Below are 14,489 nucleotides of genomic sequence, written 5' to 3'. Positions count from 1 at the left end.
CAGCCATGTGCGATACCCACCACACCCACGATACATCTCCATACAAAGGCCTTGAGCATGAGGGCCATGACCTGGAGCACACCAAATGGAGCAGACGCTCGTTCCTCCAGGCACTAGGTATAGCCGGTTCCGGATCCATGTTCCTCGGCAGCCACTTGATCTCGGCCTCCGCTCCATCACCTTTGACAGCAGCAGTTGCAGCTGCTGAAACAGACAATATTTTGATCTTGATCAGATTATCAGGTGGAAATGACGGTCTCAGTACCGTGATTCCCATCCAACAATATGACACCTATGCCAATGCCAGGCCCAATATCTATATCCCTGAGAGCAAGGTCCTGAAACTTACCGACGATTTTGGCGTGCCCACCTATATGAGTGCCCTGGAATCCCTTTGGGGTGATGGGCAGTTCAAAGCAGTACATGGAGTAGGCTATCAGAACCAAAGCCTTTCCCACTTTACGGGATCGGATATTTTTGCCAATACCGACCTCACCACCACTGGATTTTCTGGGGAAAATACGGGTTGGATGGGCAGACATTTTGAAGAGCTTTACCCCGATTACCTTATCAATCCGCCAGCGGCCCCTGCGGCCATCCAAATCGGGAACTTGGCCAACTTGGTCTTTCAAGGCGAAGAAACCAACTATGCCTTTGTGACCAACAATGTGGACCAGTTGGAACAGATTGCCCAAACGGGTGCCTTCTATGAAATTGAGAACGCACCTTTCGACAACTGTATGTACGGCGATCAGCTCCGTTTCCTTCGCGGTGTGGCCAACACCACCTACGAATATGCGGGGATAATCCATGAGGCATACATGCGTGGGCAGAACCAAGTGGAATATCAGGACAACGGCTTTGCCAGACAATTGGCTCTTTTGGCCCGATTGATCAAAGGAAATTTGGGCACCAAGGTCTATATGATCTCCATGGGCGGGTTTGACACCCATGGCAACCAGCCTTTGGTCCACGAGCGATTGATGTCCAACCTGTCCATAGCCATCAACAATTTTTATGAGGATATTGCCTTCACCCAACAGGACGACAAGGTATTGAGCATGACCTTTTCTGAATTTGGCCGTAGGATCTTTGAAAACGGATCTAACGGTACCGATCACGGTAAGGCCGCCCCAACCCTGTTCTTTGGATCCGGGCTGAGTGGAAGTGCCTTTGTGGGCGAACATCCGTCCCTTGACGAACCGAACAATAGGGGCAACCTGGAGTACACCATGGACTTTAGGGACCTTTATGGCACCGTTTTGGCCGAATGGCTGTGCGTGCCCAGGGCTTCCGTGGAGCAGCACCTTTTGGGCCACCCCTACCGGGCCATTGACCTAGGTTTTAACTGTAGTGGGGAGACCTTGGAGGACATTGCCATGGACAACGATCCGCCCATCTTGCCGGAAACCCCTCCGGGACAAGACCCGAACAATCCGAGCCCGGATATTCTGGACGGTATCGTACATGCGGCAGTTTATCCAGTGACATCCCCCCGAAACCCAAACATCTACCTGAATATGCCCACAACGGCACACGTGGATATAGAACTGTTCAATATTTTGGGACAACGGGTCGGCACACTCTTGAATCAAATCATGCCGGAAGGCCCTATGGAGATCAACATCCGTGAACAGATGCGGGACAGCCTTTCCACAGGAAAATATATTTATAGGATTTCGGTCGGAGGTAAAAAAATGAGTAAATCAGTTATGATTTCCTAAAGAAGCGGGACACTTTGTTATCTATTTCGGGATTCCCTCGATGATGTACCCCACACCCCAAATTGGGTCGCATCTTCGGGGGTTTCCTTTTTTATGACCGATCCCGTTAAAATCAGTATTTTTGGGGCCTAATTTAGAATTTTCATGACCCAGAATACCCATCCTTCACGATATACCATCACTGCGGCACTCCCCTACACCAACGGTCCCATCCACATTGGGCATTTGGCCGGCGTCTATGTTCCTGCGGACATCTATTCACGCTATTTAAGGCTCAAGGGCAACGATGTGGCATTCATTTGCGGTAGCGACGAGCATGGGGTGGCCATACCAATGAAGGCCAAGAAGGAAGGGGTTACCCCCAAAGAAATCATTGACAAGTACCACGGGATCATCAAAAAGTCCTTTGCGGATTTTGGGATTTCCTTTGACAACTATTCTAGGACCTCGGCCGAGGTACACCATAAAACGGCTTCCGATTTTTTCCGAAAAATGTATGATCAGGGCGACTTTATCGAAGAGGAGACCGAACAATTGTACGACGATGAGGCCAAACAATTTCTGGCGGACCGATTTGTGATCGGTACCTGCCCCAAATGTGGAAACGGAGAGGCCTATGGCGACCAATGTGAGCGCTGTGGCTCTTCCCTGAACGCCACCGACCTCATCAACCCAAAATCGACCATTACCGGTGCAGTCCCTATTCTGAAGACCACCAAACACTGGTTTTTGCCTTTGGACAGGTATGAGGATTTTTTAAAAGAATGGATTTTGGAAGGGCACAAATCCGATTGGAAACCCAACGTGTATGGCCAGTGCAAATCCTGGATCGATGATGGCCTAAAACCCCGCGCGGTGACACGTGACCTCGATTGGGGCATCCCCGTGCCCGTGAAAGGGGGCGAAGGCAAGGTGCTCTATGTGTGGTTCGATGCGCCGATTGGGTATATTTCGTCCACCAAGGAATGGGCCGAACGTGAGGGCAAGGACTGGAAACCCTACTGGATGGACCAAAGCACCAAATTGGTGCACTTTATAGGCAAGGACAACATTGTGTTCCACTGCATTGTGTTCCCCAGCATGCTGAAGGCCCACGGTGATTTCATTTTGCCCGAAAACGTGCCTGCCAACGAGTTTTTAAACCTGGAAGGAAACAAACTGTCCACCTCAAAGAATTGGGCCGTTTGGTTGCACGAGTATTTGGAAGAATTCCCCGATATGCAGGACGTGCTACGTTATGCCTTGACGGCCAATGCGCCAGAGACCAAGGACAACGACTTTACCTGGAAGGATTTTCAGGCGCGCAACAACAACGAACTGGTGGCCATTTTTGGCAATTTCGTGAACCGGGTCGCCGTCCTCACCCAAAAATATTACAACGGAGTGGTCCCCACCCCCGGTGCTTTTTCAGAAGTGGACAAAGAGACTTTGGAGGCCCTGAAAGGTTTTCCTGAAATCCTGTCCAACTCCTTGGAGCGTTACCGTTTCCGTGAAGGCAGTCAGGAATTGATGAACCTCGCGCGATTGGGCAACAAATATTTGGCCGACGAAGAGCCTTGGAAACTCATCAAAACGGATGAAGAGCGTGTAAACACCATCATGTATGTGGCATTGCAGATCGCAGCCGGGCTTGCCCTATTGAGCGAGCCGTTTCTGCCTTTTACTTCTGCAAAACTTAAAAAAATATTGAATATTGCTTCAAGTAAAAATGATAATCCCTATCGTAATAGTCAATTAGTCGATAAATTATCTTGGAACGATGTAGCTGGAAATATTCCTCTATTGAGTGAACCACATCAATTAGGAAAAAGCGAACTGCTCTTCCGAAAGATTGAGGATGACGAGATCCAAAAACAATTGGACAAACTGGAAGCCACTAAAAAATCCAACGCTTCGGCTACGCTCAGCGCAGGTGAAACTGAAAAAGAAATCATGCCACAAAAAGAAACCATCACGTACGATGATTTTGCCAAATTGGACATGCGGGTAGGCACCATTTTGGAAGCGGAAAAAATGCCGAAGGCCGACAAACTCTTGATGTTGAAAATCGATACAGGTCTCGACACCCGAACCATTGTTTCCGGAATTGCCGAAAGTTTTAAACCCGAAGAAATCATCGGTAAAAAAGTGACCGTTCTCGTGAACTTGGCCCCACGAAAACTACGTGGTGTGGAAAGCGAGGGCATGATCTTGATGACCGAAAACCAAGAGGGCAAACTCGTTTTTATGAATCCCGATGAGGATGGGGTTAAAAATGGGGAAGGTATAAGTTAACTCATATCCAAAGAAACTGTCCGGTCGAGCGCAGTCGAGACCAGCTTTAAAAAATTCGATGGTAAGACTTCTCGACTGCGCCTGTCTGCCGACAAAGGCAGGCTCGAAGTGACAACTACTAAACAAACATCATGCAACTCATCCCCTATATCGTTCAGCACACTCAATTATCCGAAAAAAGTGTCGAGAATACCGTCACACTTTTGAACGAGGATTGTACCATTCCCTTTATTTCCCGATACCGAAAGGAACGCACGGGAAATCTGGATGAAGTCCAGATTGGGGCCATTGTGCAATACAAAACCCAGTTTGAGGCCCTCGAAAAAAGAAAGGCGGCCATCATCAAAGCGGTGGAAGAGCAAGGAGCCCTCACGCCTGACCTCAAGGCCAAGTTTTTGGGCTGTATGGACCTGACCAGCTTGGAAGACCTATACCTTCCTTTCAAAAAGAGTAAAAAGACCAAAGCGGAGACGGCCCGTAAAAATGGCCTGGAACCCTTGGCGAAGATCATCATGGCGCAAAACGCCGATGAAATCGAGTTCATTGCCTCCAAATACCTCAACAAGGAAGTCCAAAATGAGGATGAAGCCTTGGAAGGTGCCCGCCACATCATTGCCGAATGGATCAACGAACGGAGTGATATCCGAAACCAGCTCCGCGGCCAATTGGAACGCCATGCCATCATCACCACCCAAGTGATCAAAACCAAAAAAGACGATGAAAAGGCCCAAAAATTCCAGGATTATTTTGATTGGAACGAACCGCTGGACCGCTGCCCTTCGCACCGGTTTTTGGCCATCATGAGGGCAGAAAAGGAAGGATTCATCCGGGTGAAGATCGAAATTGACGAGGAGCGTGCCCTTCAGAACATGGAACGTCGTTTGATCAAATCGAACAATGCCTGTGCCGAACACATCCAAATGGCCATTGCCGATGCCTACAAAAGGCTGTTGTTTCCCTCCCTTTCCAACGAATTGTTGAACATTGCCAAGGAAAAAGCGGATTTGGCAGCCATTCAAGTGTTCTCCAAAAATCTAAAGCAATTGCTCTTGGGCGCTCCCTTGGGCGAAAAACGCATTCTCGCCATCGACCCTGGGTTCCGGACGGGGTGTAAAGTGGTCTGTTTGGATGAACAGGGCGATTTAAAGCACAACGAAACCATTTATCCCCACGCGCCACAGAATGACAGAAACGGGGCCATCAAGAAAATAAGTTCTTTGGTGGATGCCTATAAAATTGAGGCCATTGCCATTGGCAACGGGACCGCATCGCGCGAAACCGAGCAATTGATCAAACGCATTCCTTTTAAAAAACCGATTGAAGTATTTGTAGTGAGCGAAGCAGGGGCCTCCATCTATTCGGCCTCCAAGATTGCCCGCGACGAGTTTCCCAATTATGATGTGACGGTTCGGGGAGCAGTTTCCATTGGTCGCCGATTGGCCGATCCGTTGGCCGAACTGGTCAAGATTGATGCGAAATCCATCGGGGTGGGACAATACCAGCACGATGTGGACCAAACCAAATTGAAAACCTCTTTGGACACCGTGGTGGAAAGTTGTGTGAACGCCGTAGGCGTTAACATCAATACCGCCAGTGTTCCCTTGCTGAGTTATGTTTCCGGCATCGGACCCAAACTCGCCGAAAACATTGTGACCTATCGAAATGAAAATGGGGCTTTCAAGAACCGGGAAGAAATCAAAAAAGTGGCCCGTTTGGGTGGAAAGGCGTTTGAGCAAAGTGCTGGCTTTTTGCGCATCAAAAATGGGGACAATCCCTTGGACGATTCCTCGGTACACCCCGAAAGTTACCCATTGGTGGCGAAAATGGCCAAGGACCAAAACATTCCGCTTGAGGAAATTGTCGGGAACAAGGCTGCCCTGCAGCGCATTGACCTGAAATCCTATTGCACGGAAACCATTGGCATGCCCACTTTGGAGGATATTGTAAAGGAATTGGAAAAACCGGGTCTGGACCTCAGGGAAAAAGCCAAGGTGTTTACGTTTGACCAGAATATCCGAGAAATCACCGACCTTCGGCAAGGACAATTGCTGCCCGGCATCGTGAACAACATCACCAACTTTGGGTGTTTTGTGGATGTTGGGATCAAGGAAAGTGGCCTGATCCATATTTCCAATCTGTCCGATACCTTTGTAAAGGATGTCAACGAACATGTGAGCCTTCACCAACAAGTGATCGTAAAGGTGTTGGATGTGGATGTGCCGAGAAAACGGATACAGTTGGCGCTGCACAAATAAGGATTTTGAAATGCTCAAAATTGCCTATCACCCCATCTACAGACATCCATTACCGGAGGGGCACCGTTTCCCGATGATCAAGTATGAGCTGCTGCCCCAACAATTGCTCCATGAAGGCACTTGTTCCGAAGAAAATTTCTTCGAGCCCTCCATTCCTGATGACAAACACATTTTGGCGGCCCACGATGAAGGTTATTATCGGGATTTGGTAGGATTGGAGCTCTCCAAAAGTGCCGTCCGAAAAATCGGTTTTCCATTGAGCGATGAGTTGGTCACAAGGGAGCGCATCATAGCCGACGGTACCATCAAAGGGTGTAAGTTTGCCTTGGAACACGGCATCGCCATGAACATTGCTGGGGGAACCCACCACGCCTATTCCGATCGTGGGGAAGCTTTTTGTATGCTGAACGACCAGGCCATCGGCGCCCGTTATCTTTTGGACAACCATCTGGCCAACAACATCTTGATCGTGGATCTGGATGTGCACCAAGGGAACGGGACTGCGGAGATTTTTCAGACTGACCGTTCTGTTTTTACCTTTTCCATGCATGGAAAGGGCAATTATCCTTTTAAAAAGGAAACTTCCGATTTGGATATCCCTCTGGAAAAGGGTACTACTGATCAAGAGTATCTGTCCATCTTGAAGAACACCTTACTGGAACTGCTGGAAAAGGTGCGCCCGGATTTCATCTTTTATCTCTGCGGGGTGGATGTGTTGGCTTCCGACAAACTGGGTACCTTGGCCATGACGTTGGAAGGTTGCCGGGAGCGGGACCGTTTCGTGCTCCGAACCTGTCACGACGCCAACATTCCCGTGCAATGCAGCATGGGAGGTGGGTATTCGCCCGATATCAAAATCATCGTGGAGGCCCATGCGAACACATTTCGCTTGGCGCAGGATATTTATGCGTAATTTTGCCGACTGTTCTTTTATTCAACCTCATGAAAGCAACTGTTCTTCTATTTGTAGCCCTATTCATCTGTCCTGTTTTTGGACAGGAAGAGACCCCGGAAAAAGAAAAAAATATGTGGAACCACTTCACCTATGACGTGGGCAACATGTTCGGAGGTGTGGGTTATGCCTATTCCCGCCCAGTGCATTGGAAAGGGAACGATTGGGCCAACTTTGGCTATTTGACCGCGGGCACCCTGCTCCTATTTACGGTGGACGATGAACTGAACGACTGGAAAAATGGTTTCAGACAGGATATTCCCGATGTGGTGATGGATTATGGACACGAATATGGCAGTCCGGAGAACAACTACATGCTAACCGGCGGGGTCTATTTGGCGGGCCTGTTCACCAAGAATGAAAAGTTGAGACGGACTGGGGTATTGTTGATTTCATCAGCCACCGCGGGTGGCTTTCTTCAGCAAGTGAGCAAACGCATCATTGGTAGGGCCAGACCCAAAAGCGGGGAGAGTTCGGATACTTTTGATCCCCTGCATCTGGATCGCGTCTATGATTACGACTCCTTTCCTTCCGGACATGCCATGTTGGCCTTCAGCAATGCCTATGCCATTGCCAAACAGTTCAAGAACCCCTGGGTTAAGGGAGGTATCTATGCCATCGGTCTGGTGCCCGGTTTTGTGCGGGTGATGGATGATTTCCATTGGGTCTCCGATGTGGCCTTCAGTACGGTGCTGAGCATATTCATTGTGGAGTCCATCGACCGATACTTGGATTCCAAATATGATGAAAAGTACAATGACAGTCCGAAACAAGTGAGTTGGAACCTTTCATTTGGGCCAAATACGTTGGGGGTCTCCCTCCACTTCTGATTCAACCTTAACACTTTAGTGTTAATTTCTTATTTAGATTTAATTAAAATAATTAGCTTTGCCTTCTCTATAGTCATCATGGGAAAGAAGAAGGAAAAAAAGAAACTCAAAAAGGCATTATTGAAAGAATTGTCCTCCCATGGCAATCTAAAGTCAAAATGCTGTGAGAAATACAAGAAAAAAGAAAGCAAGCGCTGCAAGAAATGCCCTTGTTTTGACCTTCTGAAAAAGGTGGCCTAGCCCTTTTCCTTCATTTGTTTCCCTTGCCCTTCCACCAGTGTTTCCAAAGCTGCTTTTATTGTTCTATTTTTAGGACAAATTAAATCAACTATGATACGAAAAACTGCTCTGCTCATTGCATTGCTGCTGGCCAACAGCGTATTTCTTTTGGCCCAGGAACAAGATCCTGTTGTCCAGGCCATCATCAAAGAGGCCAATGAAAATTCACAACTCGAGGCACTTGGCCACGAACTTATGGATGGTATCGGTCCCCGATTGGTGGGAACGCCCCAAATGAAAAAGGCCCACGATTGGGCGGTCGCCAAATATGCCGGTTGGGGAATCTCGGCCCGCAACGAACAATGGGGCGAATGGAAAGGTTGGGAACGCGGAATTTCCCATATCGATATGGTATCCCCACGGGTACAGAGCCTTCGTGGTACACAATTGGCCTGGAGCCCTGCCACACCCAAAAAAGGCATCACTGCCGAGTTGGTGGTATTGCCCATGGTGAAGGATTCCATGGAATTTGTAAAATGGTTGCCCAATGTGAAGGGAAAACTGGTCATGGTCTCCATGATGCAGCCCACAGGTAGACCCGATTACAACTGGGAGGAATTTGCCACCGAAAAGTCCTTTGCGCGCATGAAAGAGGAACGTGAGGAACAGACCAAAGCTTGGAACGATAACATGAAGAATATGGGCCACAACACCCGATCATTGCCCGGCACATTGGAAGAAGCAGGTGCTGCGGGCATTGTGGCTTCCTACTGGTCACAAGGTTTTGGGGTGAACAAAATTTTTGGCGCCTATACCAAGACCATCCCAACGGTGGACCTAGAGTTGGAGGATTATGGCATGCTCTACCGATTGGTGGAGTCCGGACAAAAACCGCAATTGCATATTGTGGCCGAGTCCAAGGATTTGGGTGTGATGACCACTTTCAATACCATCGCCGAAATCAAAGGTTCCGAAAAACCCGACGAATATGTGATCTTATCCGCCCACTTTGATTCTTGGGACGGAGGTACAGGTGCCACCGATAATGGAACAGGAACTTTGGTGATGATGGAGGCCATGCGCATCCTCAAAAAAGCCTATCCCAATCCCAAGCGGACCATCTTGGTGGGGCATTGGGGCAGTGAGGAACAGGGACTCAACGGCTCCAGGGCCTTTGTGGAGGACCATCCCGAGATTGTGGACGGTGTTCAGGCACTTTTCAACCAAGATAACGGTACAGGAAGGGTAGTGAGCATTTCAGGAGGTGGATTCTTGGATGCCTATGACTATTTGGGCAAATGGCTATATGCCGTTCCCGAGGAAATCACGGATGAAATAGAGACCACGTTCCCGGGCACACCTGCCCGTGGCGGTTCCGATTATGCTTCGTTCCAAGCTGCAGGGGCTCCTGCCTTTAGTTTGAGCTCACTCAACTGGTCCTACTGGAACTACACTTGGCATACCAATCGTGACACCTATGACAAGATCATTTTTGACGATGTGAGGAACAACGCCATTCTAACGGCCATCCTTGCGTATATGGCCAGCGAGCACCCAGAGAAAACCCCACGCACAAAGGCCGTACTGCCCATCAGCAACCGGACAGGGGAACAGTTGGAATGGCCCACTCCCCGTTCGCCACAACGAAAAGGAGGTTTGGATTAAATTCTACAAAAACAAAAACGCCCCAATAAATTGGGGCGTTTTTTATTAACCAACTAATTCAACTAAAAGACACTAAGTCCAACTCTTGGGGTGCTCACTCTCACCCCGGTCTGCACAACAGTGCTCCTTTGGGGGTAGTGGTACTCGTGATAAGTAAAGTACATTTGGGCCTGACGATGGTAGTGATCGCTGTGGTGGCAGTGGTGGTCACAATGGGCCGCGTGTTCTGCATAAGCATCCCTTTTTCCTTTCATATAGGCCTTGTATGCTTTTTTATCACGCTTTCTGAGGTCTTTCTCGTATTTGTCCTGGTCTTTCCAAAAATCCTTTTCATCCTCCTCATTGCGCATCGCCAGTGCCTGTTCGTATTCGGCATCTTCCTTGGCCCGTTGTTCGTAATAGGAGTCCCTGTCCAGTTCCGGGTTCTGCGTTTCCTTTTCCTGGGCGGTCAATGCGGTTGAGAATGTCAGGACCAAAAGTGTTATAAAAAATCCGATGTGTTTCATAGCGTAAACGTTTTAATCAGTGTCCTTATCCTATATACGGGATAGGTCGGCATTCAGTTCTATAACAACACAAAATGGATTTACCCTAATTGGGGCCATACAAAAAGGGGCACAAATGCCCCTTTATCCGTTGGTTGCGGTGCGTATTATTTCCCCAGCATCAAGAGCTCGTTGCACTTGATCTCGGTGATGTACCTCTTCTCGCCTTCCTTGGTCTCGTAGGAGCGGGACATCAGTTTGCCCTCCACCATGATTTCCTTACCCTTGGAGAGGTAATTTTCAGCGATCTCCGCCATTTTTCCCCAGGCCACGATGTTGTGCCATTGGGTATCTGTCACCTTTTCGCCCTCCGCATTTTTATAGGTCTCGTTGGTGGCCAGGGAAAACTTGGCCAATTTGCCCCCATTCTCCAGGGTGATGATTTCCGGGTCGCTGCCCAAGTGTCCAATCAACTGTACTTTGTTTTTCAGTGAATTCATTTTGATGTGATTTAAGCGTTAAACAGTCAATACCATCGAACTTCATTGTCCGACGAGGCAAACTTAGGGGCAGGGAAACGGCCCAATCGGTATTGAATTGTTTGCTTTCGTTTGTAAACGGATGTAAATGATTGGAAGCAATAACAAACACCTAAAATGTGACCCGCTCCCCTTTTTTGGTGTCCTATGAAGTGACCCAAACAACAACCGTATGCCCATTCGCAGCATCAATAAATATACTGTGGTACGAAGGTTCAGTCTCGGAAAACGGATGTACGACAAACTGGACGTCATCTATATCCAAGAGCACGACTCCATGAACCGGGAGCCCCAAAAAGTCTTCAGTGCCGATAAGGAATATGTGACCGATATCTCGGCGGATATGTACCTGTCCCTCTGCAAGGGGTTCATTGTCCAGAATGCGGAAAATTCTTGAGGAACACCCTTTCCCGAAAAGTGTTAAATCCTGTTAAATACTTGATTTTCTGTCAAATATCTTTATATTGATAGTATGGATTGCACAAGAAATCACTTCAAGAAATTTGTGTTCTAGGTCAAGCAGACCGACCTAACATCCCTATGGGAATTTTTCTTCCCATCTCCCAAGAAAAACCAGTGCACAGCAAACCGATCCTTTGGACCGCACGCTTCTGCGCACATAATTATTGTCAAATCAAAAATTAAAACAAAATGGAAACTGTAAGCAGTAAAAACAAGACTTTTAAGAAATTAGGATTCACGTATCTGGAAACGGCAGAGATCGTGGTGACGTTGAACACGCTTTTGGCCAACTACCAAGTGTTCTACAACAAGTTGAGAAACTTTCACTGGAACATTGAGGGGCCGGAATTTTTTGAACTGCACGAAGAGTTCGAAAAGGAGTACAACACCACCAAGGAAAACATAGACATCGTGGCCGAGCGTATCCGCGCATTTGGGGTAAAGACGAAGTTCACCTTGAAAAAGACCATGGAGCTTTCCCAGATCAAAGAGCCCACCAAGGAGCTCACCGCCATTGAGATGGTAAGGGAACTGCTCAAAGATTACGAGACTTTGCACAACAACATGCTGGATGGCGTGAATGCCGCTTTGGATAGCGGGGACGTGGTAACGGAACAGATCCTTACCGATTTCCTTACCCATCTGGAAAAGAGGAACTGGATGTTCACCTCATACCTTAAATAATCCAGGAACATTCCTAAAAAGATGCTATAACTATAAAAACACACCCATGAAAACACTCACAACAATATTATCCATACCCATGCTCCTATGTTTTGTCATCAGCAGTTATGGTCAAAAAACCGGTCCAGGGATGATGAACGCCACCATCTATAAAACTTTCTCCCTGGAAGAGAACGGAACGGAGAAAGCCTATAACGTCAAAATCATGGAACATCGGAATTACCCCATGTCCTTTGATGAAAGTGACAGAAAAAAAAGGGACCAGGACCGGAATTCCAAACCTGCAATGGTGACCAAGCTCATTGCAGTGGATTCCAACAACGATAAGGTATATGAACACTATATGGTGCTGAAATACGAAAGGTCCGTCACGGACGACTTCTCGGTGGTCGCCACCGATAAGGGATTTGCCGTAAGGGTAGATGACCGGACATTGAACTATGATGTAAAGCAAGGCATCTATTTTATCGAAAACAAAGACCAAGATTTTTTCTCTGTGGAAGAATTCAGGGAAATTGGGTGATTTCAAATTTTGTTTTTTTGATTGACAAGAAGGTCGGGGGGAAACTCCCGGCCTTTTTGTTTGTCGTTTTGGATGGATTAACACCTATCTTTGGCTTCAAAAACCCAACTTATGGAGCCTTGGTTACATCCCGTTGTGCTGGAAGGGGAGCTGGTGAAGCTCGTTCCTTTGGAAAAATCCCACAAAGTGGACCTCGCATTTGCCACTTCGGACGGTAAACTTTGGGAGCTGTGGTACACCGTGGTGCCCTCCCCTGCCACTGTGGACCAGTACCTGGACAAGGCCCTTTCCGAACAACGTGCCGGGTTGTCCCTTCCCTTTGCGGTGATCGACAAAAAAACAAATACCGTGGTGGGCACCACCCGCTTTTTGAACGTGGATGCCGTCAACAAAAGGGTCGAGATCGGAGCGACCTGGTATGCCAAACGGGTACAGCGCACCGGACTCAACACCGAATGCAAGTATCTGTTGCTGAAACATGCCTTTGAGACCTTAAAGTGCATTGCCGTGGAATTTCGGACGCACTTCCACAACCATCCGTCCCGAAATGCCATTTTGCGCTTGGGCGCGAAACAGGATGGTATCTTGAGGAACCACAGAACCGATGAAAATGGCAATCTGCGGGACACGGTGGTGTTTTCCATCCTGGACAGTGAATGGAAAACGGTAAAGACTTCCTTGGAATTCAGGATGAAGCAAGGCGCTTCCAAATAGGCCTGTTTTGGGTCTAAGCTTTGCTTAGCTTCAAAAGATGGGCAAAGTTGTAGCTCGCCAATTCCAGATTCTGACGACTTTTGGTTTTGGCCTCGTCCAAGTTTCCTACTTCATTGAGGATGGAGACGGCATAGGCCAGCCCCATTTGCTGCATCTGCCCAATGGAAAGGTTCACCGATCCGCAAAAAGCGGCCACGGGAATACTTCTTTGCTGCGCGACACGGATCACTCCATTGATGGTCTTGCCCGAAAAGGTCTGCCCGTCCAATTGGCCTTCCCCGGTGATCACCCAATCCGCATCCACCAACATTTCCTCAAAATTGGCCATCTGCATCACCAGATCTACCCCTGACACCAAATCGGCATTCAAAAAGACAACGGCACCGCCACCCACTCCGCCAGCTGCACCGCCACCTGGAATCTTTTGCACATCCACCCCGAAAACGCCGTGGAGCATTTGGGCAAAATGGGCCAGCCCCTGGTCCAAGAACTCAATTTCTGCAGCGGAAGCCCCTTTTTGGGCGCCATATACTTTGGCAGCCCCATTTTCGCCATGGAAGGGATTGTTCACATCGCAGGCCACTTGGATAACCGCCTGTGACAATTTTGGATGTACATTTTTACGTAGTATTTGATTCACATGGACCAAATTTTTCCCCACAGGTTCCAACACCTTTCCGTTTTTGTCCAGAAAAGTATGGCCCAATGCCTGTGCCATGCCCATACCTCCATCGTTGGTGGCGCTCCCTCCAATGCCCAGGACAATTTTGCGCGCGCCTTTCTCCAGGGCATCCACAATGAGTTCACCTGTGCCGAGAGAGGTGGTGTGCATGCAGTTCATTTCCCCCTTTTCGAGCAATCTATACCCGGAAGCTTCGGACATTTCGATATAGGCCGTAAGCCCATCCCCAGAAAGTAGATAGCGCGCCTCTATGTTTCTGAACAAGGGATCCTTCACCTGTACCGACACGGAAGATGCATCGAGATAATCGGCAACCACCTCAATGGTGCCATCGCCTCCATCGGCCAAGGGCGTTTTGACCACTTTGGCTTCGGGGAACACTTTTTTGAGGCCACTTTCCACCGTATCGCAGAATTCCCTTCCCGTCAAGGAGCCTTTGTATTTATCGGGTGCCAGAACAAATTTCATCCCCACAATGTAA

At 48.4% G+C, this 14,489-nt stretch carries 13 protein-coding genes; 10 read left to right on the top strand and 3 right to left on the bottom strand.

Features of this window, described 5'->3' with window-relative positions; genetic code table 11:
* Nucleotides 1-5: 5 nt before the first annotated feature.
* From SD450_RS04590 to SD450_RS04565, 6 genes are all read left to right on the top strand, one after another.
* Entirely contained in the window at nt 6-1,724 is a 1,719-nt protein-coding gene (locus SD450_RS04590; protein WP_318343456.1) for a DUF1501 domain-containing protein, read from the top strand.
* A 144-nt stretch (nt 1,725-1,868) separates the two neighbouring features.
* Nucleotides 1,869-3,998, top strand: coding sequence for a methionine--tRNA ligase (gene metG / locus SD450_RS04585; RefSeq protein ID WP_318343455.1), 2,130 nt, complete (start codon nt 1,869-1,871; stop codon nt 3,996-3,998).
* Between the two features lie 131 nt (nt 3,999-4,129).
* The gene (locus SD450_RS04580) at nt 4,130-6,253 is read left to right on the top strand and encodes a Tex family protein (protein WP_318343454.1); all 2,124 of its coding nucleotides are present in this window, start codon (nt 4,130-4,132) and stop codon (nt 6,251-6,253) included.
* A gap of 10 nt (nt 6,254-6,263) precedes the next feature.
* On the top strand, nt 6,264-7,166 hold the full coding sequence (locus SD450_RS04575) for a histone deacetylase family protein (protein ID WP_318343453.1): 903 nt from the start codon (nt 6,264-6,266) through the stop codon (nt 7,164-7,166).
* A gap of 29 nt (nt 7,167-7,195) precedes the next feature.
* Nucleotides 7,196-8,035, top strand: coding sequence for a phosphatase PAP2 family protein (locus tag SD450_RS04570; RefSeq protein ID WP_318343452.1), 840 nt, complete (start codon nt 7,196-7,198; stop codon nt 8,033-8,035).
* A 330-nt stretch (nt 8,036-8,365) separates the two neighbouring features.
* Complete coding sequence (locus tag SD450_RS04565) at nt 8,366-9,919, top strand: M20/M25/M40 family metallo-hydrolase (protein WP_318343451.1); 1,554 nt, start codon at nt 8,366-8,368, stop codon at nt 9,917-9,919.
* Nucleotides 9,920-9,981: 62 nt separating this feature from the next.
* Here the strand turns inward: SD450_RS04565 and SD450_RS04560 are convergent, their stop codons facing one another.
* The gene (locus tag SD450_RS04560) at nt 9,982-10,425 is read right to left on the bottom strand and encodes a hypothetical protein (RefSeq protein WP_318343450.1); all 444 of its coding nucleotides are present in this window, start codon (nt 10,423-10,425) and stop codon (nt 9,982-9,984) included.
* 146 nt (nt 10,426-10,571) lie between these two features.
* The gene (locus SD450_RS04555) at nt 10,572-10,904 is read right to left on the bottom strand and encodes a single-stranded DNA-binding protein (RefSeq protein WP_318343449.1); all 333 of its coding nucleotides are present in this window, start codon (nt 10,902-10,904) and stop codon (nt 10,572-10,574) included.
* 211 nt (nt 10,905-11,115) lie between these two features.
* Between SD450_RS04555 and SD450_RS04550 the strand changes: the two genes are divergently transcribed.
* From SD450_RS04550 to SD450_RS04535, 4 genes are all read left to right on the top strand, one after another.
* A complete protein-coding gene (locus SD450_RS04550; protein WP_318343448.1) occupies nt 11,116-11,340 on the top strand; it encodes a hypothetical protein in 225 nt (74 codons plus the stop codon).
* Between the two features lie 254 nt (nt 11,341-11,594).
* On the top strand, nt 11,595-12,089 hold the full coding sequence (locus SD450_RS04545; RefSeq protein ID WP_318343447.1) for a Dps family protein: 495 nt from the start codon (nt 11,595-11,597) through the stop codon (nt 12,087-12,089).
* A gap of 46 nt (nt 12,090-12,135) precedes the next feature.
* Nucleotides 12,136-12,612, top strand: a complete 477-nt coding sequence (locus SD450_RS04540) for a hypothetical protein (protein ID WP_318343446.1) — start codon at nt 12,136-12,138, stop codon at nt 12,610-12,612.
* A gap of 111 nt (nt 12,613-12,723) precedes the next feature.
* Nucleotides 12,724-13,326 carry a GNAT family N-acetyltransferase gene (locus SD450_RS04535; protein WP_318343445.1) on the top strand — a complete coding sequence of 201 codons (603 nt, stop codon included), beginning with the start codon at nt 12,724-12,726 and terminating at the stop codon, nt 13,324-13,326.
* Between the two features lie 13 nt (nt 13,327-13,339).
* Here SD450_RS04535 and SD450_RS04530 read toward each other — a convergent pair whose 3' ends face one another.
* Nucleotides 13,340-14,476, bottom strand: coding sequence for a glycerate kinase (locus SD450_RS04530; protein WP_318343444.1), 1,137 nt, complete (start codon nt 14,474-14,476; stop codon nt 13,340-13,342).
* Nucleotides 14,477-14,489 lie beyond the last annotated feature (13 nt).

It is taken from the genome of Flagellimonas baculiformis (assembly GCF_033441575.1).
Classification (GTDB): Bacteria; Bacteroidota; Bacteroidia; order Flavobacteriales; family Flavobacteriaceae; genus Flagellimonas; species Flagellimonas baculiformis.
The sequence above is the reverse complement of the archived record's forward strand: the minus strand, read 5'-3'. Positions and strand labels throughout refer to the sequence as shown.

Coding starts and splice junctions, on each gene's coding strand:
- SD450_RS04590 (WP_318343456.1), top strand. CDS start 6: ATGTGCGATACCCACCACACCCACGATACATCTCCATACAAAGGCCTT.
- metG (WP_318343455.1), top strand. CDS start 1,869: ATGACCCAGAATACCCATCCTTCACGATATACCATCACTGCGGCACTC.
- SD450_RS04580 (WP_318343454.1), top strand. CDS start 4,130: ATGCAACTCATCCCCTATATCGTTCAGCACACTCAATTATCCGAAAAA.
- SD450_RS04575 (WP_318343453.1), top strand. CDS start 6,264: ATGCTCAAAATTGCCTATCACCCCATCTACAGACATCCATTACCGGAG.
- SD450_RS04570 (WP_318343452.1), top strand. CDS start 7,196: ATGAAAGCAACTGTTCTTCTATTTGTAGCCCTATTCATCTGTCCTGTT.
- SD450_RS04565 (WP_318343451.1), top strand. CDS start 8,366: ATGATACGAAAAACTGCTCTGCTCATTGCATTGCTGCTGGCCAACAGC.
- SD450_RS04560 (WP_318343450.1), bottom strand. CDS start 10,425: ATGAAACACATCGGATTTTTTATAACACTTTTGGTCCTGACATTCTCA.
- SD450_RS04555 (WP_318343449.1), bottom strand. CDS start 10,904: ATGAATTCACTGAAAAACAAAGTACAGTTGATTGGACACTTGGGCAGC.
- SD450_RS04550 (WP_318343448.1), top strand. CDS start 11,116: ATGCCCATTCGCAGCATCAATAAATATACTGTGGTACGAAGGTTCAGT.
- SD450_RS04545 (WP_318343447.1), top strand. CDS start 11,595: ATGGAAACTGTAAGCAGTAAAAACAAGACTTTTAAGAAATTAGGATTC.
- SD450_RS04540 (WP_318343446.1), top strand. CDS start 12,136: ATGAAAACACTCACAACAATATTATCCATACCCATGCTCCTATGTTTT.
- SD450_RS04535 (WP_318343445.1), top strand. CDS start 12,724: ATGGAGCCTTGGTTACATCCCGTTGTGCTGGAAGGGGAGCTGGTGAAG.
- SD450_RS04530 (WP_318343444.1), bottom strand. CDS start 14,476: ATGAAATTTGTTCTGGCACCCGATAAATACAAAGGCTCCTTGACGGGA.